Annotated in this window: 24 protein-coding genes; 10 read left to right on the top strand and 14 right to left on the bottom strand. The window is 71.9% G+C overall.

Features of this window, described 5'->3' with window-relative positions:
* Positions 1-415: 415 nt before the first annotated feature.
* From BLV72_RS29690 to BLV72_RS29670, 5 genes are all read left to right on the top strand, one after another.
* Positions 416-1,645 carry a helix-turn-helix domain-containing protein gene (locus tag BLV72_RS29690; protein ID WP_093466092.1) on the top strand — a complete coding sequence of 410 codons (1,230 nt, stop codon included), beginning with the start codon at positions 416-418 and terminating at the stop codon, positions 1,643-1,645.
* Positions 1,646-1,700: 55 nt separating this feature from the next.
* The gene (locus BLV72_RS48865; protein ID WP_208905773.1) at positions 1,701-2,141 is read left to right on the top strand and encodes a hypothetical protein; all 441 of its coding nucleotides are present in this window, start codon (positions 1,701-1,703) and stop codon (positions 2,139-2,141) included.
* Positions 2,142-2,461: 320 nt separating this feature from the next.
* Positions 2,462-2,653, top strand: a complete 192-nt coding sequence (locus BLV72_RS50225) for a hypothetical protein (RefSeq protein WP_244321080.1) — start codon at positions 2,462-2,464, stop codon at positions 2,651-2,653.
* Between the two features lie 105 nt (positions 2,654-2,758).
* Positions 2,759-3,646 (top strand): radical SAM/SPASM domain-containing protein, encoded by an 888-nt coding sequence (locus BLV72_RS29675; protein WP_244321079.1) that lies wholly within the window; start codon positions 2,759-2,761, stop codon positions 3,644-3,646.
* Positions 3,643-4,782 carry a methyltransferase domain-containing protein gene (locus BLV72_RS29670; protein WP_093466088.1) on the top strand — a complete coding sequence of 380 codons (1,140 nt, stop codon included), beginning with the start codon at positions 3,643-3,645 and terminating at the stop codon, positions 4,780-4,782. Before BLV72_RS29675 ends, BLV72_RS29670 begins: the two co-directional genes overlap by 4 nt.
* A gap of 310 nt (positions 4,783-5,092) precedes the next feature.
* Here BLV72_RS29670 and BLV72_RS29665 read toward each other — a convergent pair whose 3' ends face one another.
* Together BLV72_RS29665 and BLV72_RS29660 are read right to left on the bottom strand one after the other, a co-directional pair.
* On the bottom strand, positions 5,093-5,311 hold the full coding sequence (locus tag BLV72_RS29665) for a hypothetical protein (RefSeq protein WP_093466086.1): 219 nt from the start codon (positions 5,309-5,311) through the stop codon (positions 5,093-5,095).
* A gap of 286 nt (positions 5,312-5,597) precedes the next feature.
* Positions 5,598-5,834, bottom strand: a complete 237-nt coding sequence (locus tag BLV72_RS29660; RefSeq protein ID WP_078639914.1) for a hypothetical protein — start codon at positions 5,832-5,834, stop codon at positions 5,598-5,600.
* Positions 5,835-6,140: 306 nt separating this feature from the next.
* Between BLV72_RS29660 and BLV72_RS29655 the strand changes: the two genes are divergently transcribed.
* Entirely contained in the window at positions 6,141-7,493 is a 1,353-nt protein-coding gene (locus BLV72_RS29655) for a serine/threonine-protein kinase (protein ID WP_244321077.1), read from the top strand.
* A gap of 254 nt (positions 7,494-7,747) precedes the next feature.
* Here BLV72_RS29655 and BLV72_RS29650 read toward each other — a convergent pair whose 3' ends face one another.
* Both BLV72_RS29650 and cobA read right to left on the bottom strand, forming a co-directional pair.
* Positions 7,748-8,566, bottom strand: a complete 819-nt coding sequence (locus tag BLV72_RS29650; protein ID WP_086711564.1) for a TrmH family RNA methyltransferase — start codon at positions 8,564-8,566, stop codon at positions 7,748-7,750.
* An 80-nt stretch (positions 8,567-8,646) separates the two neighbouring features.
* A complete protein-coding gene (cobA, locus tag BLV72_RS29645; RefSeq protein WP_093466085.1) occupies positions 8,647-9,867 on the bottom strand; it encodes a uroporphyrinogen-III C-methyltransferase in 1,221 nt (406 codons plus the stop codon).
* Here cobA and BLV72_RS48075 point away from each other — a divergent pair.
* Positions 9,866-10,036 (top strand): hypothetical protein, encoded by a 171-nt coding sequence (locus BLV72_RS48075; protein ID WP_167746413.1) that lies wholly within the window; start codon positions 9,866-9,868, stop codon positions 10,034-10,036. The two genes, cobA and BLV72_RS48075, sit on opposite strands and share 2 nt — an antisense overlap.
* Here the strand turns inward: BLV72_RS48075 and cobT are convergent.
* The 7 genes from cobT to BLV72_RS29610 all read right to left on the bottom strand — a co-directional run bounded on the left by cobT (position 10,020) and on the right by BLV72_RS29610 (position 20,662).
* Complete coding sequence (gene cobT, locus BLV72_RS29640) at positions 10,020-14,180, bottom strand: nicotinate-nucleotide--dimethylbenzimidazole phosphoribosyltransferase (RefSeq protein WP_093466083.1); 4,161 nt, start codon at positions 14,178-14,180, stop codon at positions 10,020-10,022. The two genes, BLV72_RS48075 and cobT, sit on opposite strands and share 17 nt — an antisense overlap.
* 280 nt (positions 14,181-14,460) lie before the next feature.
* Positions 14,461-15,714 carry a precorrin-6y C5,15-methyltransferase (decarboxylating) subunit CbiE gene (gene cbiE, locus BLV72_RS29635; RefSeq protein ID WP_093466082.1) on the bottom strand — a complete coding sequence of 418 codons (1,254 nt, stop codon included), beginning with the start codon at positions 15,712-15,714 and terminating at the stop codon, positions 14,461-14,463.
* Between the two features lie 293 nt (positions 15,715-16,007).
* Complete coding sequence (locus BLV72_RS29630) at positions 16,008-16,655, bottom strand: GNAT family N-acetyltransferase (protein WP_093466080.1); 648 nt, start codon at positions 16,653-16,655, stop codon at positions 16,008-16,010.
* 196 nt (positions 16,656-16,851) lie between these two features.
* A complete protein-coding gene (locus BLV72_RS29625) occupies positions 16,852-17,673 on the bottom strand; it encodes a MetQ/NlpA family ABC transporter substrate-binding protein (protein WP_093466078.1) in 822 nt (273 codons plus the stop codon).
* Between the two features lie 99 nt (positions 17,674-17,772).
* The gene (locus BLV72_RS29620) at positions 17,773-18,561 is read right to left on the bottom strand and encodes a methionine ABC transporter permease (protein ID WP_093466077.1); all 789 of its coding nucleotides are present in this window, start codon (positions 18,559-18,561) and stop codon (positions 17,773-17,775) included.
* Positions 18,558-19,613, bottom strand: coding sequence for a methionine ABC transporter ATP-binding protein (locus BLV72_RS29615; protein WP_093470626.1), 1,056 nt, complete (start codon positions 19,611-19,613; stop codon positions 18,558-18,560). The genes BLV72_RS29620 and BLV72_RS29615 overlap by 4 nt, the downstream gene beginning before the upstream one ends.
* A 401-nt stretch (positions 19,614-20,014) precedes the next feature.
* Entirely contained in the window at positions 20,015-20,662 is a 648-nt protein-coding gene (locus tag BLV72_RS29610; RefSeq protein ID WP_093466075.1) for an HAD-IA family hydrolase, read from the bottom strand.
* A 148-nt stretch (positions 20,663-20,810) separates the two neighbouring features.
* On the opposite strand from BLV72_RS29610, the gene BLV72_RS29605 reads away from it, so the two are divergent.
* Together BLV72_RS29605 and BLV72_RS29600 are read left to right on the top strand one after the other, a co-directional pair.
* Positions 20,811-21,179, top strand: coding sequence for a hypothetical protein (locus BLV72_RS29605; RefSeq protein ID WP_093466073.1), 369 nt, complete (start codon positions 20,811-20,813; stop codon positions 21,177-21,179).
* Between the two features lie 43 nt (positions 21,180-21,222).
* Positions 21,223-21,690 carry a hypothetical protein gene (locus BLV72_RS29600; protein WP_208906060.1) on the top strand — a complete coding sequence of 156 codons (468 nt, stop codon included), beginning with the start codon at positions 21,223-21,225 and terminating at the stop codon, positions 21,688-21,690.
* A 97-nt stretch (positions 21,691-21,787) separates the two neighbouring features.
* On the opposite strand, the gene BLV72_RS29595 is transcribed toward BLV72_RS29600, so the two are convergent.
* The 3 genes from BLV72_RS29595 to BLV72_RS29585 form a co-directional block, all read right to left on the bottom strand.
* Positions 21,788-22,291 (bottom strand): GNAT family N-acetyltransferase, encoded by a 504-nt coding sequence (locus BLV72_RS29595; RefSeq protein WP_093466072.1) that lies wholly within the window; start codon positions 22,289-22,291, stop codon positions 21,788-21,790.
* A gap of 121 nt (positions 22,292-22,412) precedes the next feature.
* Positions 22,413-22,934: a sigma-70 family RNA polymerase sigma factor gene (locus tag BLV72_RS29590; RefSeq protein WP_093466070.1), complete on the bottom strand. Its 522-nt coding sequence runs from the start codon at positions 22,932-22,934 to the stop codon at positions 22,413-22,415.
* A 128-nt stretch (positions 22,935-23,062) separates the two neighbouring features.
* Complete coding sequence (locus BLV72_RS29585; protein ID WP_093466069.1) at positions 23,063-24,232, bottom strand: glycerophosphodiester phosphodiesterase; 1,170 nt, start codon at positions 24,230-24,232, stop codon at positions 23,063-23,065.
* Between the two features lie 303 nt (positions 24,233-24,535).
* Between BLV72_RS29585 and BLV72_RS29580 the strand changes: the two genes are divergently transcribed.
* Positions 24,536-25,168 (top strand): lysophospholipid acyltransferase family protein, encoded by a 633-nt coding sequence (locus BLV72_RS29580; protein ID WP_228054208.1) that lies wholly within the window; start codon positions 24,536-24,538, stop codon positions 25,166-25,168.
* The last annotated feature ends 4 nt before the right edge of the window (positions 25,169-25,172 follow it).

Genomic DNA, 25,172 nt, shown 5'->3' with positions numbered 1-25,172 from the left:
GTATCCGGCTTCAGCCGTCTGACGGACGTAGGCATCTACCGCAGCGCATAGACCTCGCGCGCCACAAAGCGGCAGGTTTCGACGAAGTCACGCGCTGCCGGCGGAGTCACCACATCACCGTGCACCGCCTTATTTGGCGGCACATCCAGAGGTACCGGCGCCGCGAGGCCGCCGCCGTCACCCCGGAAGCGAAGCGGGCCGCGGCGGACAAGGTGCGCCAGCGGCAGGCCCCCGTACGGCCGCTCGTGGCCGCGCGGGGGCGCCTTTGTCATTAGCGCACTTCTTGCTCTGTAGCGCTCCACACCCGTCGCGCACGCTGGGTACCGTTCTGAGGTATACGCCCGACGGATGGAGCACGGATGCATCGCCGCCCGCTTGAACCCTACTGGCGCCACGCCGCAAAGGGGGCGCACTGATGTTGGAAGAAGCCGAGGAGATCGGCCGTCGCGCACGGCGCGCACGGCTCCGTCTCGGGATGCCCCAGGCCGACCTCGCCGCCGCCCTGGGGAAGTCTCAGGGGTGGGTGTCGAAGATGGAACGCGGCCTCATCGAACTTGATCGGGTCGGCCTGCTCAATCTGCTCGCCGCCGAGCTGCATGTGCACCCGAATGACCTGATCGGCCGTCCGTACAACAGCTCACCCGACGAGAATCAATGGCAGGTCGCCGCGTCATCTGTCCTGCGCGAGCTGCGCCGGTACGACCTCGCCCCCATCTTCGACGGCACCCCGCGGCCGGCTGGTCAGCTCTGGCAGGAGACCACCCGACTGCACCGCCTACGCGACGCCGCGGCGAACGTCGCGATCATGCAGGTGCTTCCCGACCTGTTCCGGGAAGCGCGCGCCCTCGCCGAGGTATCCACCGGTCATGAGCGCGAGGAAGCGTTCGCGATCTACGCCGTGTGCTGCAAGTTCGCGCACACCGCCGCACACGCCCTCGGCCACCCCGAATTGGTCGCCATGGCCTGTGAACGGGCCGCATGGTCAGCGCGGCTGTCTGGTGACTCAGTCATGCCAGCCGTGGCCGACTGGATGCGGGTATGGGACATGTGGGCAACCGCAGATTGGGCGGACGCCGTCGCCCTCTCGGACAAGGCGCTTCGAAGCGTCCAGCAGGGATACGACCAGGGCGAACCGCTGGCCATTCGCGCATGGGGCTCGTTGCAACTGCGCGCGGCGGTTTCGGCAGCACGGGGCGGGCACCGGGCGGAGGCCGAAGACCGCATCGCGCACGCCAGGGACGCCGCAGATCGGTTGGACGAATGCTCCGGTCCCCCGGTGTACGACCGGCATTCGCTCACGTTCTCGCCGGGCAACGTCCAGATCCACGCCATCAGCGTTGCGCTTGAGATGCGCGAGCAGCGAAGGGCTCTGGCCATAAACCGCAAGACCAGTTCGGAACTTGTCGCCGGGCTCCCCAACTCCCGCCAGGGACACCACCACATGGACCTTGCCCGCGCGTGGCTTTGGGATAACAACCGGGACAAGGCGTTGAAGGAACTGGAGAAGGCCGAACGCATCGCGCCCCAGCTCATCCGCAACCACCCCATTGCGCGGTCAACCCTGCGTAGCCTCGTCTACGCCGAACGAGCGAGTACCCGCGAGAAGCTGCGCCGCATGTCAGACCGCTTTCACCTCGATGGATGAGGGTGATATTCCTGCGGTTCATATTCGGCTGCTGCCCTGCTCCTAGCTTCGGGGCATGGCCGAACAGACTTCGAAACAACTTCCCGCGCAGGGCGCCGAGTTAAGCGCAGGCGCCCCGTTTCGCCCCCGGCTCGGCGACCTCGCCTCAGACCTCGCGGAGAAAGGGCGGATCGGCGTCGTCGTCGCTGTGCCGAGCGCAAGCTCGGCGTCCTACCACCTGCGCCCGCCGGGAGGCGGTCGGGAATGGTCGGCCCCGTCCAGCGGTGCCACCTTGCGCCCCGTGCCCGTGCCGGTCACCCACGTCAGTCCCCTGAAACGGGATGTCATCTACGACCACCGGTCGCAGCAGGCCGCCCTACCGGTCATGGTCCACCACGAGGACGGCGGCATGTCCGAGTCGGTCCTGATTCTGGAGCCCGCGCAGGTCGAGCTGTACCGAATCCAGCTCGACCACATCATCGAGCAGCGGCACCAGGCCCGAGGGGGTAAGCCGTGAGCGCGGCTGTGCTGACGCTCGCTCCGCCTGGCTCGGCACACATTTCCGCGCGGCTCCCCCTCGCCTTCCACTGTGCAGCGACCGCCCACGACCTAAGCGGCACCCGCGAGGTCATACTCGCGACCTATCGAGCGCCCACGCCGCGGCTGGCCGCCCGATGGATGCAAGCCGAAGCGCTGTACCTGGCCCGCCTGCTCGACCCTCACCCTGGCGCGCCTTACCTCGGGAGGGCTTCCGTCGTCCCCACCGGACCTACGTGCCCCCGCCCTCACACCTACCTGTACGCATGGGCTCAAGAGCCTGGCCAGTACGAGCAGGCTTTGTCGACACTCGCAGCCGCCAAGCCGTACCGCATCAGCGTCACCGACTACGACGCCCGGTACAACCTGCTCGCCGCTCCCCTGCCGACGCCGCCCAAGCCCCCACAGTCCCCCGCCCCCGCCGGGTGCCAACCCACCCCGGCGAGGGCGGGCCGGCGCCGCCGGAAACCGGCGAGGCACGCCGCCCGCTGACCGCCGCCCCCGCGTATTTACCGGTTCCCCCGCGGCGCGGGGGCGGTGCACCACCCCAGGCGACCGCAGGGTCAGGGTCGCACCCATCTATTCATGGAGGCTCGCGTGAGCACAGCTACCGTGATCGGTATCCAATCCATTGAGCTGGAAATCACCGGCACCTGCCAACTCCGGTGTACCCACTGCTGCACCAACAGCAGTCCGCAGGCACCCGCCGGGCACATGACCCGCGACGACTGGTCGCGCGTCATCGCGGACGTGGCCGAGCTGGGCATCCCCATGGTGCAGTTCATCGGCGGCGAGCCGACCCTCTCACCGCACCTCCCGCAGTTCATCGACGAGGCGCTCGACGCCCGCCTCGGCGTCGAGGTGTATTCGAACCTCACCCACGTACGGCCGTCCCTCTGGGACTCGTTCAGCCGTAAGGGCGTCTGCCTCGCCACGTCCTACTACAGCGACGACAGGGCCCAGCACGAGGAGATCACCCGCACGCGCGGAAGCCTCGACCGCACCAGGGCGAACATCGCCGAAGCGGTCCGCCGCGGTATCCCCATGCGCGCCGGCATCGTCGAAGTGATCGAGGGGCAGCGCGTCGAGCAGGCCAAAGCGGAGCTGCACCGGCTCGGCATCAAGGAAATCCAGGTCGACCGCATGCGCAAGGTCGGACGTGCGGCCCAGCAGGACACAAGCATGCCGACCGCTGCCGAGCTGTGCGGACACTGCTTCCGGCACCGCGTGTCCGTCTCCCCCGACGGGGCCGTGTCCGGCTGCATCCTCAGCCGCTTCATGATCGCCGGCAACGTCCGCGAACAGCGTCTCGCCGAGATCCTGCACAGCGACCGATGGGGCGAGATGATTGCAGCCGTGCCCGAGCCGCGCGCAGGCGCCTGTACCCCGGACGATTCGAACGACTGCGACCCGGCCCGTACGCCCGCCTGCAACCCGAAGCACTTCGCGCCCGCCCCGCCGCCCTCCCTTGGAGTCCACGCGTGAACTGGACCACCCGCGCCGCCGCTCTGGCCGACATCTCAACACACCGGCACTCCCGATGGGCGCCGGCCATCGCCGCTACACCACGGCACCTGTTCATCCCCCGATGGTGGAAGCGCGGTGCCGACGGCTGGGAGCTGCACGACGGCCCCTCAGACCCGAATCGCTGGCTCAACGCGGCGTACCGCGACACCTCGCTGGTGACCCGTGTCGGCCCCTTACACGCCGACTACGCCACGGCGGCCGACCGGCCGCACGGTCGGCCGACGTCCTCGGCCACCCTGCCGAGTCTGGTCGTGGGCATGTTCCAGCATGCCCACATCGACGATGGCGACCGGCTGCTCGATGTGGGCACGGGAAGCGGGTACGGGGCCGCCCTCGCCGCTCGCCGACTGAGCGACGAGCAGGTGACGAGCGTCGACGTCGACCCCTACCTGACCGAGATCGCCCGCAAGCGGCTGAGCGAGGCTGGGGTCGCTCCCACGCTCGACACGATCGACGCGACCGGGGACCTGCCGTACGACCCCGCGAGCTTTGACCGAATCATCGCCACTGTGTCGGTACGCACGATTCCCGCAAGCTGGCTCCGGGTACTCTGCCCCGGCGGTCGGCTGGTGACCACGATCGCCGGTACCTCCCTCCTCGTCACGGCCGAGAAGGACAAGGACGGAGGCGCGACCGGGCGCGTCGAGTGGGACCGGGCAGGGTTCATGCACGCTCGCCACGGTGACGACTACCCGCCCGGTGCGGCCGTTCGCCTCGCCAAGGCCGCGGAGCTGGACGGAGATGAAGTGACCAGCGGTCCGTATCCCGTCGTCGACGTGGCGAACGCGTGGGACCTCACTTCCATGCTCGACATCGAGGCACCCGGTATCGAGCACGAGTACCGGGAGGACGGCGAGCAGCGTGTCGCGCTCATGGCACATGCCGACGGATCGTGGGCCCGAGCGACGGCGACCGGGAACGAGCGGCCCACCGTGCACCAGGGCGGCCCCCGCCGACTGTGGGACGCCCTCGACAAGGTCCGCGACTACTGGCTCAGCAACGGCGAGCTACCGGTACGAGGGGCCCGGGTGGACATCACACCCGATGGTCGTACGTTCCTCGGCCGCGGAAAGTGGTCTGCCGAACTGAGCTGATCGCATAGCCCCCATACCGGCCCCGGTTGCCCCTTAATCCCCCAGGGGGCGGCCGGGGCCCCTGTTCGTGCCGCCGCCCAAACGCACCGGGCCCTGCTCGTCATCGCTCCCCAGCGATGCCGAACAGGGCCCGTTCGACGCCCGGACCCGGACCTGTTTTCGCAGGTCCGGAGCTAGTCACCGTTGCGGGTGTTTTACCGCAACAGCTCCCCAGCTGTCCGGGCATTCGTGCCGTCCGCCGCACCCCCGTCCCCACGGGGTTAATGGCCGGAAGTCCCCGGCCCGGGCCGCTCTCCCAGGCCTGGGGCGCTCAGCGCCCCAGCATTCCCGCCACGGACGACGCTTGTGTGACGACGGCATCCCAGCCGCCGAAGGTGATGGTCAGGAGAATGGCCATCGGCAGCACCATCGCCGCCGCGACCAGAGGGTGGCGGGTGCCGGTCTGCGGGCCGCCGAAGGCGTCGGCCGCCGCGCTGATGGACCTGCGACGACGCGTGTGGATGACCGTGCGTCCAGCCGTGTCCGCCATCGTCCCTCCTCCGTCACATCTGGGGGCGGCGAGCGTCTGACCTCGGGGGACGAGTGCTGCGCCCGCCGCTTGAGCACAACATTAGGCGCGCACCCCGGTCCTCGGCGTCATGCCTTCGTACCGATTGCCGGGCCTCCCGGAGGATGACCCCGGGAGGCGTCGACTACTCCCCTGGGTGGAGATGCGCCCTCACGCCTTGGGGTCTTCCCGGAGGGGTCCGGGGAATCGATCCTTCCGGAGCCCTTCCGGGGCCCCCGGAGTGTGTCCCTCCGAGCGCGTGCGAGCTCTACTCACCGTCTCCCTCCTCGCCCCGCGGCACCGGCTGCTCCACCAGTGCCAGGACGCGGTTGGCCATGAAGCGGGCCGTCCGCACCACGGACCCATTACGGGTGACTTCGCTCACTTCCACCACCCCCCGCCGGACCGCTGTCTCGACCCTCCGGCCCGCCCTGCTGGCCACCACTTCATACGTCCGCGTCGTGTCCCCCGCATCCACGACTATCTCCACACGATCACCCTTCACGGTCTCAATCCCCCTTCTGAGACGGCCTCTTGAGATCACGCAGCACGGAGCCGGGCGTGGATTGCCACGATTCCGGCCCACTTCTCCAGGATCTCAGGCACCACTGACAATCCATCGGCCGACGCATGCGCGGCCTCTCAGCGCGCGGGGCCGTCAATCCGTAAGCTGTGCACGTCAGACGGACAGCGACGGACAACAGCGGCGGACTGACGGCAGATCAGCGGCAAACGGCAAGCAGACGGCAGCGGATGGGGCTCCCCACCAGGGGTTAAGGGAGGGGCTCCCCACCGGAGGTAGGGGACGGACATGGCGATGATGCGGCTCCGGCGCGAGGACCCGCGTGTCGTCGGTTCCTTCCGGCTGCACCGGCGGCTCGGCGCGGGCGGCATGGGGGTGGTCTACCTCGGCTCCGACCGGCGCGGCCAGCGGGTGGCCCTGAAGGTGATCCGGCCGGATCTCGCCGAGGACCGGGAGTTCCGGTCCCGGTTCGCCCGGGAGGTCTCCGCCGCGCGGCGGATCCGCGGCGGCTGTACGGCTCGGCTGGTGGCCGCCGACCTGGAGGCCGACCGCCCCTGGTTCGCCACCCAGTACGTACCGGGCCCCTCCCTCCACGACAAGGTGAACGAGGAGGGCCCGCTGCCCGCCGCCCAGGTCGCGTCGATCGGGTCGGCGCTGGCGGAGGGGCTGTTGGCGGTCCATGAGGCGGGGGTCGTCCACCGCGACCTCAAGCCCTCGAACATCCTGCTCTCCCCCAAGGGCCCGCGCATCATCGACTTCGGTATCGCCTGGGCGACCGGGGCCAGCACCCTCACCCATGTCGGCACGGCGGTCGGCTCGCCCGGCTTCCTCGCGCCCGAGCAGGTGCGGGGCGCGGCGGTGACCCCGGCGACCGATGTCTTCGCGCTGGGCGCGACGCTCGCGTACGCCTCGACGGCGGACTCGCCGTTCGGGCACGGCAGTTCCGAGGTGATGCTGTACCGGGTGGTGCACGAGGAGCCGCAGTTGCTGGGCGTCCCCGACGCCCTGGCGCCGCTGCTCCACGCCTGTCTGGCGAAGGATCCGGAGGACCGGCCGAGCACCCTGCAACTGTCGCTGCGGCTGAAGGAGATCGCGGCGCGCGAGGCGCATGGGCAGGGGCACGGTGCCGGGGGCTACGGCGGCGGGCCGGGCCGGGCCCCGGCGCGGCGCCCCGAGGCGTACGCCGACCAGCACACGGAGCGGCGCCCGGGCAGTACGCCGACGCCGCGCAACGGGTCGCCGTCCCCGCGTCCGGGAGCCAGTACGGGCGGGGCCTCGGGCCGTCCCACGGGGCGGAACACCCCGGCGCGTCCGCAGCAGGCGCAGCGCCGGAGCGCGCGGCCGCCCGCGCGTACGGACCGCCCGGGGCGTCCGGCCAACACCGTGCGCACCTCACCGGGCGGACGCCGCCCCAGCGGGCCGAACCGCCGGCTGCTGCGGCAGCGGCTGACCGTGTTCGTCGTGGTGACGCTGCTGGTGGCGCTGGGGATCGCGGCGGCGCAGGGCTGTCAGGGCCCGGCGAACGGCCTGGGCGCACCGCACGGGCCGACGGGGTCGGTCTCGTCGGCGGCGCCGCGCGGGCCAGTACCGCATTCGGTGACACCCCACCCCGTGGAGTCGCGGTCGGCGGCACCGCGCTGAACGCTCCGCTGGAAGCGCACTGAGATGCCGTCGATCGTCTGCGGCGCCGTCGTGGCCGGTCGCGCCCACGCGGCGGAGCCGCATATCGACACAGCCCGCGCCCCTACGGGGCACCTCGAACCGCAGCCGGTTTCCGTTTCGATCTGCTTGGGCAGCGCCCGCGGTGGGCAGCCCGCACCGTAGGGCGGCGCTCGGTAGCACCGCACGCCGTGGCACCGCGCCCGGCCGCCGCTGCGCCGGACCGGCCGTAAGGGTCAGAGCCCCGGTCTGCCCGAGGTGACGGCGTAGAAGGCGACCGCCGCCGCCGCGCCCACGTTGAGGGAGTCCACACCGTGGGCCATCGGGATCCGGACCCACTCGTCCGCGGCCATCAGCGCCTGGGTGGAGAGTCCGTCGCCCTCCGCGCCCAGCATCAGCGCGACCCGCTCCAGGCGGTGCGGGGCCGCGTCGTCGATGGTGGTGGCCTTCTCGTCGGGGGTCAGGGCGAGGATCTTGAACCCGGCGTCCCGGACCGCCTCCAGCCCGCGCGGCCAGCTCTCCAGGCGGGCGTACGGCACGGAGAAGACGGCGCCCATGGAGACCTTGACCGAGCGCCGGTAGAGGGGGTCGGCGCAGTCCGGCGAGAGCAGTACGGCGTCCATGCCGAGGGCTGCCGCGCTGCGGAAGATGGCGCCGGTGTTGGTGTGGTCGTTGACGGACTCCATGATGGCGACGCGGCGGGCGCCCTGAAGCACCGATTCCGCGTCCGGCAGCGGCTTGCGCTGCATGGAGGCGAGGGCGCCGCGGTGGACGTGGTAGCCGGTGACGCGTTCGGCCAGTTCGGGGCTGACGGCGTAGACGGGGGCGGGGACGTCCTCGATGACGTCCCGCATCACATCGACCCACTTGGACGACAGCAGCATCGAGCGCATCTCGTAGCCGGCGAGGCGGGCGCGCCGGATCACCTTCTCGCCTTCGGCGATGAACAGGCCCTCGGCCGGCTCCCGCTTGCGTCGTAGCTCCACATCGGTCAGACCCGTGTAGTCGCGCAGCCGCGGGTCGTCCGGATCATCGACGGTGATGAGATCAGCCACTTAAGTGATACTGCCTTGTCCTGGATGCGGTGCCAATGAGCCCGACGCGAATAAGTTACCGGCGGTTACGTCCGCTTACGTCAGCGGTGGTCACGGGGCGAGAGGGCGACGACATCGCCGATCACCACGACCGCCGGGGGCCGTACGCCCTCGGCCGCGACCTTCTCCCCGACGGTGGCGAGGGTCGCGTCCACCCGCCGCTGGGCCGGGGTGGTGCCCTCCTGGACCACGGCGACGGGGGTCTCGGCGGCCCGGCCGTGGGCGACGAGCGTCGCGGCGATGGCGCCGATCTTCTCCACGGCCATGAGCAGCACCAGCGTGCCGCGCAGCCGGGCCAGCGCCGCCCAGTCCACCAGGGAGCTGGGGTCGTCAGGGGCGACATGGCCGCTGACCACCGTGAACTCATGCGCGACGCCCCGGTGGGTCACCGGGATCCCGGCCGCGCCCGGGACGCTGATGGAGCTGGAGATGCCGGGGACGACGGTGCACGGGATACCGGCCTCGGCGAGCGCCTCCGCCTCCTCCATACCGCGCCCGAAGACGAACGGGTCGCCGCCCTTGAGACGGACGACCGACTTGCCCGCCTTGGCGTGCTCGATCAGCGCGTTGTTGATCGCCTCCTGGGCCATGAAACGGCCGTACGGGATCTTCGCCGCGTCGATCACCTCGACATGCGGCGGAAGTTCATCGAGCAGATCGCGCGGGCCGAGCCGGTCGGCCACCACCACGTCCGCCTCGGCGAGGAGGCGGCGGCCGCGCACGGTGATCAGGTCCGGGTCGCCCGGCCCGCCGCCCACCAGCGCCACCCGCGGGCCGCGGCTGCGGTGGCGGGGAGCGGCGAGGGTGCCGTCGCGCAGCCCCTCCACCACGGCGTCCCGGACGGCGGCGGAGCGGCGCGGGTCCTGTCCGGTGAGCACGGCGACGGTGACGCCCTCGCTGCGCCCGGTGGCCGGGGTCCAGGCGGAGGCGGCCTCGGCGTCGTCGCTGCGGACGCACCAGATGCGGCGCGCCTCGGCCTCGGCGGACGCGGTGGCGTTGGCCTCCGGGTCGTCCGTGGTGATCAGGGCGTACCAGGCGCCCTCGAAGTCGCCCTCCTGGTAGCGGCGGCGCTCCCAGCGCACCTCCCCCGCCTCGGCCATGGCCTCGACGGAGGCGGTGGCGGACGGCGAGATCAGCAGGATGTCCGCACCGGCCGCTATCAGCGCGGGCAGCCGGCGCTGGGCGACCTGGCCCGCCCCGAGGACGACCACACGCCGCCCGGAAAGGCGCAGTCCGACGGGGTATGCGAAGTGTTCGGACATGGCGGTGCGGCTCTCCTCGTGCGAATGCGCGGCCGCTGCGGCGCTGGAGCGGCTGATCGACTGGGGCTTGATCCACTGGAGCTTGCTCGACTGGGACGTGATCGGCTCTGGTGCGGAGCCCCCGCCGACACCCTACGCGGCGGGGGCGCGCATCAGTTCTTCTCCGTGACCCCTGCGGAGTCGAAGGTGGCCACCTCGTGCATCGCCCGCGCGGCGCTCTGCACCACCGGGAGGGCGAGCAGCGCCCCGGTGCCCTCGCCGAGCCGCAGATCCAGGTCGACCAGGGGGCGCAGGCCCAGCTTGTTCAGGGCCGCCACATGGCCCGGCTCGGCGCTGCGGTGACCCGCGATGCAGGCCGCCAGCACCTCGGGTGCGATGGCCCGGGCGACCAGCGCGGCGGCGCCCGCGCTCACCCCGTCCAGGATCACGGGCGTACGCAGCGAGGCGCCGCCCAGCAGCAGCCCGGTGATCGCGGCGTGCTCCAGGCCGCCGATCGCCGACAGGACGCCGATGGGGTCGGCCGGATCGGGCTGGTGCAGTTCGAGACCGCGCCGTACGACATCGATCTTGCGCGCGTGCATCTCGTCGTTGATGCCCGTGCCGCGTCCGGTCACCTCGGCCGGGTCGGCGCCGGTGTAGATGGAGACCAGGGCGGCCGACACGGTAGTGTTGGCGATCCCCATCTCTCCGGTGAGCAGCGCCTTGTTCCCGGCGGCCACCAGATCGCGGGCCGTCTCGATGCCCACCTCGATGGCGCGCAGCACCTCCTCGCGGGTGAGCGCGGGGCCGACGGTGAAGTCGCCGGTGCCCGCCCGCACCTTGCGCGGCAGCAGCCCGGGGGTGCTGGGCAGATCGCTCGCCACCCCGACGTCCACCACGCACACCTCGGCGCCCACCTGGGCGGCGAAGGCGTTGCAGACCGCGCCGCCGCCCAGGAAGTTGGCCACCATCTGGCTGGTGACCTCCTGCGGCCAGGCGGTGACGCCCTGGGCGTGCACCCCGTGGTCGCCCGCGAAGATGGCGACGGCCGCGGGCTCCGGGATCGGCGGCGGGCACTGCCGGGACAGCCCGCTCAGCTGGGCGGAGATGATCTCCAGCATGCCGAGCGCACCCGACGGCTTGGTCATCCGCTTCTGCCGCTCCCACGCCTCGCCGAGCGCCTTGGCGTCCAGCGGGCGGATGCCCCGCAGGGTCTCCTGGAGCAGATTGTGCGGGTCGCCGCCGGGCAGGGTGCGGCGGCCGTACGTCTCCTCGTGGACGACCCAGGACAGCGGGCGGCGCTTGGACCACCCGGCCTTCATCAGCTCCGGCTCCTGCGGGAACTCGTCGACGTACCCGATGCACAGATACGCCACGACCTCCAGATGGTCGGGCAGCCCGAGCTCCCGCACCATCTCGCGCTCGTCGAAGAAGCTGACCCAGCCGACACCGAGGCCCTCGGCGCGGGCGGCGAGCCAGAGGTTCTCCACCGCGAGGGCGGAGGAGTACGGCGCCATCTGCGGCTGGGTGTGCCGGCCGAGGGTGTGGCGGCCGCCGCGGGTGGGGTCGGCGGTGACGACGATGTTGACCGGGGTCTCGAGGATGGCCTCGATCTTCAGTTCCTTGAACTGCTTGGCCCGGCCCTTGGGGAGGGACTTGGCGTACGCGTCCCGCTGGCGCATGGCCAGCTCATGCATGGCGCGCCGGGTCTCCGCCGAGCGGATGACGACGAAGTCCCACGGCTGGGAGTGCCCCACGCTGGGCGCGGTGTGCGCGGCTTCGAGGACGCGCAGCAGCACCTCGTGCGGGATGGGGTCGGACCGGAAGCCGTTACGGATGTCCCGGCGCTCGCGCATCACGCGGTGGACGGCGGCGCGCTCGGCCTCGTCGTACCCCTCGGCGCGGGGGCCGATGGGGATGGGGATCAGCTCGGGCTCGATGTCGGTGTCGGTGTCGGTGTCGGTGTCCGGTGTGGATTCCTGGGCCTCTTCGGACGTGGCGTCCGCTGCGGGCTCGGGGGCCGTTTCGGGATCCGTTTGGGGCTCGGACTCCGGCTCGGGGGCGTGCGCCTCGGGGTCGTCCGTGGCCGCGGGCTCGGCGGCTTCCGGGTCCGTGGGCTCCGGTTCGGCGGTCCCGGCCTCGGGCTCGGTGGCTTCGGTCGCGCCGGCCTCGGGCTCGGTGGCTTCGGTCGCGCCGGCCTCGGGCTCGGTGGCTTCCGGGCTATCGGCCTCGGGGGTACCGGCCTTCGGCTCCGTGGCTTCCGGCTCGGTGCTCTCGGGCTCGGTGGCTTCGGCTTCGGGTGCCGTTTCGGGCGTCGTGGCCTCGGGCTCGGTGGGCTGGGCTTCCGCCTCTGCTTCTGCCTCGGGCTCCGCCGTGACCTCGGTGGCTTCGGGTTCGGCCTCCGGCGCTGCCTCGGCCGCCGCTTCCGCGTCCGGCTCGGCGGTCTCGGGTGCCTCCGCCTCAGCGGCTTCGCTCTCGGTGGCCTCGGCCTCCGGGGTGTCCGCCGCTTCGGCTTCGAGAGTCTGCTCCTCCGGGGACTGCTCCTCAGCCACGACCTCGGTCTCCGGGCTCTCCGCCTCGGGCTCCGGCTCGGCCGCCGCCTGCTCAGGCGTCTCGGCGGGCGTCTCCGGCATCGCTGCCTCCGCCTCCGGGACCACCTCGGCCTCTTGGACCACCTCCGCCTCCGGCGGGGCCTCGGCCTCCGGCTCGGTGGGCGCCTCCTGCTGAGGCGTCTCGGCAGCGGCCGGCTCCTCGGCGGCCGCCTCCTCGGGCTGAGGCTCCTCGGCGGCCACTATCGCAAGAGCCGGGTCCACGGCCGCCTGCTCCACCGATTCGGCGGGCTGGTCCGGGAGTTCCTGAGCGGTCTCCTGGACGGGGGCCCCGGCGGCGGGAGCGTACGGCTCCTCGGCCGTGACCGGCTCATGGGCCAACTGCGCCGGGATCTCGGGCGTGGCCTCCGCGACCGGGGCGGGGGCGGGCTGGGCCTCGGCCTGTTCGGTGACGGGCTCGGTCTGCGCCTGGGCCGGGATGTCGACGACCTGCTCCTCGGCCACAGCGGCCTCCGGGGCGGGGTCCATGACCGGCTCCCCGCCCTGGGCCGGGATGGTCGCGCCCATCTGGTGCGGGTCCGGGACCGCCGGGTCCCCGTACGCCGGGTCCATCGCGACCGGCTGTGCCTCCGGTGCCATCGCCTCGGGCTGGACGAACTGCTGGGGAACGGGTTCCGCTTCGGGCCCCTCCGCGACCTGAGGCTCCTCGGCCGTACCGGCCGTCTCCGCGGGCGCGGGCGCGGCGGCCTGCGCGGCCTGCTGCGCCGGCGGGGTGGAGTCCCAGGCGTCCCCCGGCTGCGGGGCGTCGACCATCTGCGGGAGGTCCGCGAGCTGGGGCCCGGGGAGCCGATTCACGTCGTCGGGCTGCGGGGTGAAGTACTGCGGCCCGGCGGCGTACTGGGGCGCGGTGGAGTAGTCGGCCGCCAGCGGCTGCTCGAGCATGATCGGCTGCTCGGGAACGAGGAACTGCTCGGGCGCGCCAAGCTGCTGCTCGGGCCCCGCGAACTGCTGCTCGGGCCCGGCGAACTGCTCAGGCCCGGCGAACTGCTGCTCGCCCTCGGCGAACTGCTCGCCCTCGGCGAACTGCTGCTCGGGCCCGGCAAAGTGCTCGGGCCCGGCGAACTGCTGCTCCACCATCCCACCCTGCTCAGGCCCCGGAACGCCCTGCTGCGGCCCCGCCCCGTACTCCGGCTGGGACGCGACCTGATGCGGCACCTGCGGCTGCGGCTCCGGCACGGCCTCCGGCTCCGGAGCGGCCTGCGGCTCGGGCTCCGGCTGGCGTGCGGGCGCGGCGTGCCGGCCCGCGGCCGGGCCACGGTCGGCGAGCGAACGCACCACGCCGTTGGAGGTGTCGGGCACCGGCGGGCCCATATGGAGCGGCCGCCGGGCGGGGGCGGCGGGCGCCGCGTACGCGGCCTGGGCGGGGGCCGACTGCGGTACGGGCTGCTCCGCCACGGGCTGCGGCTCGGGCATCTGGGTCTCGGCGTACGCGGCGGCGCCGGGGTCGAGCGCGCCCGCCTCGTATGCCCCGGTCTGGTACTGGGCCTGCTGCTCGCTCCAGGCGCCCTGGGCACCCGGCATCAGCAGCAGATCGTCCTCCTCGCCGACGTGTTCGGGCCCGTCGAGGAAGGTGTAGGCGGCGCCGTGAGGGACACCGGGATGCGGCTGTTCGATGTAACCGGCGTCGGCAGGCGGGGCATGGACATCCGCCGGGTGCGGATGTCCGAGTCGTCCGCCTGCGTTCTCCGGCAGTCCCTCTCCCGGGACCTGGCCGGTGTCGGTCATGCGTACCCCTCGCCCATCGCTAGTGCTCCTTCCAACCGCATACCGCCGAGAGCAAGCCCCCTGAGCAAGAACGAGCATGCGCCGTGCGCGGCACGTAGACACGCCCGAGGCTTGCCTACCGCCACCCCTCCAAGGAAGGGGCGTTTTCCGGCCTTTGGCCAATAAAGCGCCGAACGCCGGGCAGCGGTACAGGCAGTACAACGATCCGCCAGCCTACCCCGGGCGGTGCCCCGGGCAGGTCACCGGGGCGAAGCTCGGGGCGAACGTCACAAGGACAAAATCACTGGTGCGGGCGGTGACCGCAGAGCATGAAGGCGACCGCGCGCTCCCGTTCGGTCCAGCCCCGCGTGTCCAACTCGACGGACTGCAGCAGCACGCATTCGACGGCGTAGCCGCCGTCCTCCAGCGCCTGGCCGATGGCCTCCGCCTCGTCTCGGGTCGCGGCGTGGGTGACGATGCGCTCGGGGCGGCGCGCGGCGCACGCGGCGACGACGGGTGCGCCCCCTCCGCCGACCCGCACCACGTCCGGCTCCGGCAGATCCTCCAGCACCTCGGGGGCGACGCCCTGGACGACCTGGAGCTGTACGCCGAAGCGGCGGGCCAGGGTGTCGGTGCGCTCGCAGGCGTCCGGGTCGCGGTCGACGGTGATGACGGCCGCGCCGAACCCGGCGGTCTCGACGGCCGCCGCGCCGCTGCCCGCTCCGATGTCCCAGACCAGGTCGCCCAGGCGGGGGCCGATGCGGGCGAGTTGGAGGGCGCGTAGCTGCGGGGACTCACTCTCGCCCAGCACGGTCCCGTACGCGGGGCCGGGCAGCGCCCAGCCGCGGACGGCGCCCGGGTAGCCGGGGTCGCGTCCGGCGATCCAGCCGCCGCTCTGCAGCGCGCCGCGGGCGGCACCGGCCGCCGGGCCGCCGCGGACGGGAGTTATGCCGGAGCCGCCGATGACGATGACGACGTTGGGGTCGCGCCAGGCGTGGTCTGCGGCCTTGTCGGAGGTCAGGACGGTGACCTGCTCGCGTTCTGTGCCCAGCGCCTCGCAGATGACGAAGGTGCGGTGCACCGGGCCGAGCAGCAGTGCGAGTTCGGCGGGGCCGGCGCCGGGCGAGGTGAGGACGGCGACCTTGGTGTGGGCGCGGCAGACGTTGACCGCGCGGCGCAGATCGCGGCTGTGGGCGACGACGACCTGGGCGTCGTCCCAGGGCATCCCGGCCCGGGCGAAGGCGGCGGCGACGGAGGAGACGGCGGGGACGACCTCGACCTCGAGTCCGTGCTCGGGGGCGCGCAGGGCGCGGACGACGCCGAAGAAGCCGGGGTCGCCGTCGGCCAGGACCACGGCGGAGCCACGGTGCTGGGCGATTCTGCGGGCCGCGAGGTCCACGCTGCCGAGCCGGATCCGCTCGGCGCCCGGCGGGACTTCGGGCAGCGCCAGGTGGTGGGCGGCGCCGGCCACGAGCGTGGCCGCCGCGAGGGCGGAGCGGGCCGCGTCCGTCAGCGGGGTGCCGTCCCAACCGATCACCGTGACGCGGTCGGCCATCGTCCTTGTTCTCCCCTATGTGTGGCGGGTTCGGGTCTGTCGGGTGCGTCGCGGTGGGCCGCGTGCGTCGCGTGGTGTGCCTGTGAGGGTTCACGGGCGGGTCGCGGCCGGTGTGCCGCGGATGCGCGGGGCACGGTCCCGGATGCGGCCAAGGCGCGGGTGCTCGGCGCGGACGAAGAGTACCCCGGCTGGTCCGGACCGCTGGAGCGGGGGCGGGCGTGGGGGTGGTGCGCCGGGGGCGCGGGCGGCGCGAATGCGCCTGATCTCCGCCCCGGCCGGGGCGCGGTGGGGCGTCAGCCCCAGTCGGAGTAGGTGGGATAGATGCCGAAGCCCTCGGGCTCGGAGATCCGGTCGGGGGCGCCGTCGAGGTCCTCGGCGAGCAGACTCCAGACGATGAGGTCGGTGCGCATATCGGTCCAGCCGCCGTCCTCCGTCTGGGTGCGGGCTATCCAGGCGTTGCGCAACACACCCTCGCTGATGCAGCCGACCTTCTGGGCGACCTGCTGGGCGGCGGTGTTGCCGGCGGCGGTGCGCAGCTCCAGGCGCTCGAACTTCTGGTCCTGGAACAGCCAGCGGGCCACGGCCAGTACGGCCTCCGAGGCATAGCCCTCACCGCGCGCCCAGGGCGCGACGATATAGCTGGCCTCGGTGGCCAGCAGTCTCCAGTCGGTATGGCTCAGATGCACGATGCCGACCAGCCGCTGGGTGAGGAATTCGGCGACCGCGAAGACGATGCCCCGGCCCGTGGTCCGTTCCGCCGGGGCGAGCCGCAGCGCCTGGTCGCGGGCGTCGGCGGGGCTGTACGGATTGGGCGCCCGGGTCCAGGCGATGATGCTTTCGTCGTTCATCATGTCCGCGAGCGCGGGTATGTCCGCTTCCTCGAACGGGCGCAGCACCAGCCGTTCCGTGCTGATGGAGATGTCCGGGAAGGTGGATGTCATGCGCCGCTCCGTAACCGGGGGTCGTTCAGGGCCGTAGAGAGGCCCAGCATGCAGCATCACGCAGGGGAAATGCAGCACGGGGGGTGAATCGGAAGGCCCCGCATCCGGTTGTGGTCCGGATGCGGAGCCCTGGGGATCCGCCGGTGGGCGGGAAGGTTGGCGCGATCGTTGCGGTGGTTCCGCGGCGCGCCGGGGATCAGAAGGACGGCAGCACGGAGCCCTGGTACTGGTCCTTGATGTACTTCTTCACCTCGGGGGAGGTGAGGAGCTTGGCCAGCTTCTTGACGCGCGGGTCGTCCTCGTTGCCCTTCTTCACGGCCAGGAAGTTGGCGTACGGGTTGTTCTTGGGCGATTCGATGAGGATGGCGTCCTTGGCGGGCTTGAGGTGCGCCTCGATGGCGTAGTTGCCGTTGACGACCGCGGCGTCCACATCGTCGAGCGACCGCGGGAGCTGGGCGGCCTCCAGCTCCTTGAACTTCAGGCCCTTGGGGTTGGTGACGATGTCCTTGGGGGTGGCCTCGTTGCCCACGCCGCTCTTGAGCTTGATGACCCCGCCCGCGTCCAGCAGCTTCAGCGCGCGGGCCTCGTTGACCGTGTCGCTCGGAACGGCCACGGTGGCGCCCTTCTTGAGCTCGTCAACCTTCTTCACCTTGTGCGAGTAGAGGCCGAGCGGCTCGAGGTGCACGGTGACGACGGGCACGATGTCGGTGCCCTTCTTCTTGTTGAAGTCGTCCAGGAACGGCTGGTTCTGGAAGTAGTTGGCGCCGACCGAGCCGTCCTGGGTGGAGAGGTTCGGCGTGTTGTAGTCGGTGAACTCCCGGACCTCCAGCTTGAGGCCCGCCTTGTCGGCCAGGTGGTCCTTGACGTAGTTGAGTATCTCCGCGTGCGGGACCGGGCTCGCGGCGACGACCAGCGCGCCGTTCTTGTCGTTGGAGGACGAGGGACTGCAGGCCGCGGCACCGAGGGCGAGCGCGCCGGCGGCGAGGACGGTGGTGACGGTCTTGGTGGTGTTACGCACGAAAAGTGCCTTTCTTCGGGGGCGCACGTATCCGTCGCGGGCGCGGAAGCGGAATGACGGGCGGGCGGTACGGGAGGGGGACGGGAGGTGGGTGGGGGCTCAGGGGACCTTGGTCGGCTCCACGGACTCGATCTCGGCGGGCGCGGCCTCCGGCTCCGGGGCCGGGGCGGGCTTCCCGGCCCGGGACGGCCCGCCGCGCAGCAGCACCAGCCGCGGGGCGACCGAGGAGCGGCCGCGGTGCGACAGGCCACGGGCGGCGAGGTCGCCCGCGAACTGGATGACGGAGATGACCACCGCGAGGATGGCGACGGTGATCCACATCAGCTTGGTCTCGAACCGCAGATAGCCATAGCGGACCGCCAGGTCACCGAGGCCGCCGGCGCCGACCGTGCCGGCCATCGCGGAGTAGCCGATGAGCGCGACGATCGTGGTGGTCGCGCTGGAGATCAGCGCGGGCAGCGACTCGGGCAGCAGCACCTTGCGGACGACGGTCCAGGTGGAGCCGCCCATCGCCTGCACGGCCTCGACCAGCCCGCCGTCCACCTCGCGCACCGAGGTCTCCACGAGCCGGGCGTGGAAGGGGATGGCGCCGATGGCCAGGGGCACGATCGCGGCCTCGGGGCCGATGGTGGTGCCCACGATCGCCCGGGTGAAGGAGATCAGGGCGACCATCAGGATGATGAACGGCATCGAGCGGGCGATGTTGACGATCTGCCCGACGACCTTGTTCACCATGACGTTCTGCAGCACTCCGCCGCGGTCGGTGAGGACCAGCAGCACACCGAGCGGCAGTCCGCCGACGACGGCGATCACCGCCGACCAGCCCACCATGTAGAGGGTGTCCCAACAGGCCTGCTCCAGCAGGGGCTCCATCTCGGACCAGGTCACTTGGCGCCCTCCTTGAGCAGCGGGGTCGGGTTCGCGCGCGGGCCGTCGGCGATGGCCGCGACATCGACCTGCAGGCCCTGCTCCCGCAGGAAGCCGATCGGAACGACGTTCTCCTCGAACCGGCCGGGCAGCTCGATCCGCATCCGGCCGACCTGGTGGCCGCCGACGGTGTCCATCGCGGCGCCCAGGATCGAGATGTCGATGTTGTACGTACGGGAGAGCTGGGAGATGACCGGCTTGGTGGCCGCCTCGCCCTGGAAGGTGACGTCCACGACCGTACGGTCCTCGCCCGAGGGCACCCCGCCGACCGGGAAGAGCTCCTGGGCCAGCTCGGAGCCGGGCGTCGCCAGCAGCTCGCTGACCTGGCCGGACTCCACGATCCGGCCGTCGCGCATCAGCGCGGCCGAGTCGCAGATCGTCTTGACGACGTCCATCTCGTGCGTGATGAGCAGCACGGTCAGGCCGAGCTGCTCATTGAGGTCGCGCAGCAGCTGGAGGATCGAGCGGGTGGTCTCGGGGTCGAGCGCGGAGGTCGCCTCGTCCGAGAGCAGCACCTTGGGGTCGCCGGCGAGCGCGCGGGCGATGCCGACGCGCTGCTTCTGGCCACCGGAGAGCTGCGCGGGGTACGCCCCGGCCTTGTCGCCGAGGCCCACCAGCTCCAGCAGCTCCAGGGCCTTGCGGGTGCGCTCCTTGCCGGAGACGCCGAGGATCTCCAGCGGCAGCTCGACGTTGTCCCGTACGGTGCGCGAGGAGAGCAGGTTGAAGTGCTGGAACACCATGCCGATACGGCTGCGGGCCTGGCGCAGCGCGGAGCCGGCGCTCTGGCGGCGCCCGGCGAGTGCGGTCAGGTCCTGGCCGGCCACGGTGACCGTGCCGGAGGTGGGGCGCTCCAGGAGGTTGACGCAGCGGATGAGGGTGGACTTCCCGGCGCCGCTCTGGCCGACGACGCCGTACACCTCACCCTCGCGGACATGCAGATCGACGCCGTCGAGGGCGGTGACCTCGCGGCCTCGTGAGCGGTAGACCTTGGTCAGGTCCGTGGTGGTGATCACAGGGTTTCCGTCACTGTTGAGTGCACGGCGGTTGGTGCCGCCGGGCACGGCTCGTTCATTTCGGAACGCGGCAGGGCGGACCCGAGGGGATGCGCGATGTGTGGGCGCGGTTCGGGTTCCGGTGACGCGGGGCGGCGCGGTCCGGCGCGCTGGGCGCACGGGTCCGGCTCAGCCGGTCTCGCTTCGGGGCGCGAGGCTCAGGCGGGGGCCCTCAGCAGTCACACATTCGACACCGACAACGAGCACCGGGCGTGGGGTTCGCCTCGGTCGCAGGGATGCGGCAGCTCGTCGTGGTCATGGCTGCAAGTAAAGCAGACACGTGTACGGGCCCATCAAGCATGTCCGTATAGCGGACGCACATGACCGGTCCGTGGACGGCGGAAGGGGTGGCCGGGCCCCGTTCAGACCCGGCAGGTGATCTCCACGACCCCGTCGAGGAGCCGTGCGGACACGGCCGACAGGTCCTCGACCACGATGTCGGCGACCAGCTCTTCGCGGGCGGTCGTTGTGGTCAACGCCACGGTCCGCATCCCGGCCGCGCGGCCCGCCGCGAGCCCGGCCGGGGCGTCCTCGAAGACCACACAGCGTGCCGGGTCGACTCCGAGCCGCTCGGCCGCCAGCAGGAACGGCTCGGGGTCGGGCTTGCCGTGGGTGATGTCGTCGGAGGTGATCAGCGTTCCGGGGCGTATCGCCACCTCGGCCAGGCGGGCCTCGGCCAGCGGGCGGTTGGCGGAGGTCACCACGGCCCAGCGCGCGGCGGGCAGCCCCGCCAGCAGCTCGGCGGTGCCGGGGAGCAGCTTCACCCCGCCCGATACGTCCTCCAGCTCCAGCTCGTCGATGCGCGCCCGGGCCCGCGGGGCGCGGTCGGCCGGGAGCAGATCGGCGATGATGTCGTCGGCCGGGCGGCCGTGCAGCTCGACCCGGGCGAAGTCCTCCGCCGGAATCCCCTGCTCCTCGGCCCAGCGGGTCCAGCAGCGATGCACCGAGTCCAGGGAGGAGACGAGGGTTCCGTCGTTGTCGAACAACAGCGCGTCAGCGGAGATCTTCATGAGCCGCAGCGTACGTGGGGGTCGCGGACGCCCTCGGGCGCGGGGCCGAGCGCAGCGCGGGCGGGCGGGCCGATTACCCTCGTCCCATGGTTGTCACTCCCTGTGTGCGCCGCCCTCGGGTGCGCCGCCGCACCGCGCGGAGGTCCCGTTGATCGACGCGCTGACGGTCGCGCTCGGTGTGACCGCGCTCCTCCTCGCCGCGTGGTGCGGCTTCGCCGCCTACCGGGACCAGCCGACCAAGGACTGGCACTTCATCGGCATGGCCGTGGTGGCACTGCTGTCGATCGTGCAGCTGGTCATAGGAGTGGTGCGGCTGGCGGGCGGTGCCGACCCGCAGCAGGGGGTGGCCATCTTCGTGGCCTATCTCATCGGCTCGGCGCTCGCGGTGCCGGTCGCGGCGTTCATGTCGCTCACGGAGCGGACCCGCTGGGGATCGGCGACGGTCTCCGCGGCGGCCGTGGTGCTGGCCGTGCTCGAGGTGCGGCTGTACGACATCTGGGGAGGCGTCGGTGGCTGATGCACGGGAGGCAGGGAACGCGCAGGAGACACGGGAGGCGTCGGTGACCGAGGACTCGGCGGCCGGGACGACGGCCGGAAAGCCCGAACCGACCGCGCGCACCGGACTGGGGCAGGGCCCCGGGCGGCTGCTGGTGCTGCTCTACGGGGTCTTCACCGTGGCCGCCGCGTCCCGCTCGATCTACCAGCTCATCGCCCAGTACCAGGAGGCCCCGCTCGCCTACATCCTCTCGGCGGTCTCCGCCGTGGTGTACGCGTTCATCACGGTCTCGCTGGTGCGCGGCGGCGAGGGCGCGCGCAAGGCGGCGATGGTCTGCTGTGCGGCGGAGCTGGTGGGGGTGCTGACGGTGGGGACCTGGACCCTTGCCGACCCCTCGGCCTTCCCCGACCAGACGGTGTGGTCCGACTACGGGATGGGCTATCTGTTCATCCCGGTCTTCCTGCCGGTCACGGGCCTGCTGTGGCTGCGCAAGGCCCGCCGGGGCGCACCGGATGCGGCGTCGCGGGCCTGACCCACGCTCGGGCCTGCCGGGGCTCCGCCCCTGATCCCGGCCCTCGGTCGCCGGCCGGGCCGGCAGTCCGGCCCGGCCGGCGACCTCAGGCCACGGCCTAGGCGCTGGCCGCGTACGCGGCGGCCGTGGCGTCCTTCTCCAGGGTCACCAGGCTCAGCCGGCGGTTGACCTCCTCGGTGCCCACCTGGGCGTAGCCGTAGCGGCGGTACAGCCGCAGATTGCCCTCGCTGCGGTGGCCGGTGAACAGCCGGTACCGCTTGGCGGCCCGCTCCTCGGTCAGCCGCTCCTCGATAGCCGCGAGGAGCCGTCCGCCCAGGCCGTGCCGCTGCATCCGCGGGTGGACGATCAGCTTGCCGATGGCGGCGGTCCCCTTGTCGTCGACGACTCCGCGGACCGAGCCGACGACCTCCGCGCCGAGCCGGGCGACGAGCACGCAGCCCCCGCTCAGTTCGGCGCGCAGGTCGTCGAGCGACTGCGTCAGCGGTTCGATCGAGTAGTCGCCGTAGAGCTCCGCCTCGCCCTGGTAGCACAGATACTGCAGCTTCAGGATCTGCTCGGCGTCGTCCGCGGTCGCCGCGGAGATGGTCACGCTCATGCCCATGTGCGCATGCCTCCCCTATTCTCAGTCCCCCGGTCGCGGTGAGGGTAGGAGTGCGACCGAGGGTTCATGGCCTGGGTGGAGGCGCCGCGTGGTGGGCGTCCGCCTCCGAGGCGCCGGTTGTCTATCGCTCCTTTCCCCATGGTTCAGGAGCCGCAACCTCCGCCGTGAGCATTCTGCGCAGGCAAGCCAGACATCGGGAACGTACCGGGCCCAGACTGCCCTGTGACATTCCCAACTGGCGCGCGATCTCGCGGTACGTGAGGTCGGAGCGGGAGAGCATCGCCGCGAGCAGTGCGGGGCAGCGGCCGGGCAGTCGCCGTACCGCCGCGCGCAGCGTCCGGCGGGTCTCCGCGGTCAGTGCGGCGTGTTCGGCGGGGTGGGACTCGGGGCCGCTGAGCGGGCCGCCGGCCATCGGGTCGTACGGGACCTCGCGGCGCGCCCGGCGCCTGGCCCCGCGCACCTCGGCCCGTACGGCGCAGCGCAGCCAGCGGGCGGGGTGGGGCGGCGGTCCGGTGTCCCGGGTGCGTTCCAGCAGCCGTAGCCAGACGGCCTGTTCGAGTTCGGCGGGCTCGACGCCGACGCCGTATGCCTCGGCCGCCGCTTCGGCGGCCAGCAGCGGGCCCAGTTGCTTCACAAGGTCCATGCCGGGCGGGACGAGGCCGGGTCGTGGGGTGGTTGCCGGGTGACGGTGGTCTCACCCGACCGGGGAAGCGGCGGGGCCGCCCCTTGACGCTCGCGCGGCCCCGCCGTCACCCACCCGTACGTGCGGAACTACTTGCGGAAGTCCGCCGCCGCGAGGAGGGCGGTGTCCGCATTGTCGGAGAAGATTCCGTCAATTCCGGTCGCGAAGTATGCCTTGAACGCCCCGAAAGCGTCACCATAGGCGTTGGGGTCGGTGCCGCGGCGGAAGTCGGCCGGGAGGAAGGTGTTCTCGTTGCGCATGGTGTACGGGTGCAGGATCAGCCCCGCCGCGTGCGCGTCCTTCACCACGCTGGTCGGCGTGCCCAGCTTGCCGTCCGGCGTCCGGGGGATGATGACCGACAGGTCGGGGCCGATGCCCTGGGCGTAGCTCGCGATCCACTTGAGGCCCTCGGGCTTGACCAGGTCCGCGACCGTACGCGGGTCGTTCGCCTCGACGAAGTCCCAGGGCCGGCTGTCGATGGTGGACAGCAGCACGACGGACGGGGTGCCGACCAGCTTGCGCAGCCGCTGGATGCTGCTCGGCTCGAAGGACTGGAGGAACAGCGCCGCGTCCTTCTTGTGGCGGCCGTACCGGCGCAGCAGCTTGGCCAGCGGCTCTTCGAGACCGAGGCCCAGCTTGCGGAAGTAGGTGGGGTGCTTGGTCTCCACGTACAGCCACACGCGGCGGCCGCGCCTGCGGCCCTCGCGCTCGGCCCACTGGAGCACCTCTTCGAAGGTGGGCACCTCCCAGCGGCCGTCGTAGAGGGTGTTGCGCTGACGGTTGCCCGGGATGCGCTCCTTGGCGCGCAGCGTCTTGAGCTCGGCGAGGGTGAAGTCCTCGGTGAACCAGCCGGTGAGCTTGGTGCCGTCGACCGTCTTGGTGGTCTTGCGGTCGGCGAACTCCGGATGCGCGGAGACGTCCGTGGTGGCCGTGATGTCGTTCTCGTGGCGGCAGACCAGATGGCCGTCCTTGGTGGGGACCAGGTCCTGCTCGACGATGTCCGCGCCCATGTCCAGGGCGAGCTGGTAGGAGCCGAGGGTGTGCTCGGGCCGGTAACCGCTGGCGCCGCGGTGGCCGATCACGGTGGGAACCGGCAGCTCATGGCCCCGGCCGGACGTCTCCGCGGCGGCGGCCGCGCCCGGCGCCGTCTGCGTGCCCGCGGCCGTCGCCGTGCCCGCACCGCTCAGCGCCACCGCTCCCGCGCCGAGGGCCGCGGCCCCCAGGAGGGCGCGCCGTCCGGGCTGTTGCTCCCGCTCCATCTGCACTCCTTGATGTGGTGTTCAACACCTGTCAAATCCAGTCAGAAGATGGGCTGATGGTAGGCGTGGGCGGCTTTCCTGCGGGAGACATCGGACGAAACGCGGGGGGAACGCGGGTCAACACTGCGTACCAGGTGGGTGAACCTGGTGTGCGCCGGGGCGCAACCGGCGAGTATCGTCCTCATCGGCGCTCCGGTGCGGTACGAGGTTGACGGACCGTACAACGGTGCGTCCCAGACCTTGACCCCGACCGGAGGGCCCGTGTCCCGATTCGCGTTTCTGAAGGCAGTACTCGGTCCGCTGATGCGCCTGATGTTCCGCCCACGGGTCGAGGGGGCCGAGGGCATTCCGGGCTCGGGCCCGGTGATCCTCGCCGGAAACCATCTCACCTTCATCGACTCGATGATCCTGCCGCTGGTCTGTGACCGTCAGGTCTTCTTCATCGGCAAGGACGAGTACGTCACGGGCAAGGGCCTCAAGGGCCGGCTGATGGCCTGGTTCTTCACCGGCGTCGGCATGATCCCGGTGGACCGGGACGGCGGACGCGGCGGCGTCGCGGCGCTGATGACGGGCCGCCGGGTGCTGGAGGAGGGCCGGGTCTTCGGCATCTACCCCGAGGGCACCCGCTCCCCCGACGGCCGCCTCTACCGCGGCCGTACCGGTATCGCCCGCCTCGCGCTGATGACCGGCGCGCCCGTGGTGCCGTTCGCGATGATCGGGACCGACCGGATCCAGCCGGGCGGCAAGGGGCTGCCGCGGCCGGGCCGGGTGCAGGTGCGCTTCGGCGAGCCGCTGGAATTCACCCGCTACGAGGGCATGGACCGCGACCGCTATGTGCTGCGGGCCGTGACCGACGAGGTGATGAGCCACGTGATGCGGCTGTCGGGTCAGGAGTACGTGGACATCTACGCAACGAAGGCGAAGGCGGCCGCCTGACGTT

Origin of the sequence: Streptomyces melanosporofaciens (genome assembly GCF_900105695.1) — a bacterium.
GTDB classification, from domain to species: domain Bacteria; phylum Actinomycetota; class Actinomycetes; order Streptomycetales; family Streptomycetaceae; genus Streptomyces; species Streptomyces antimycoticus.
The sequence above is the reverse complement of the archived record's forward strand: the minus strand, read 5'-3'. Positions and strand labels throughout refer to the sequence as shown.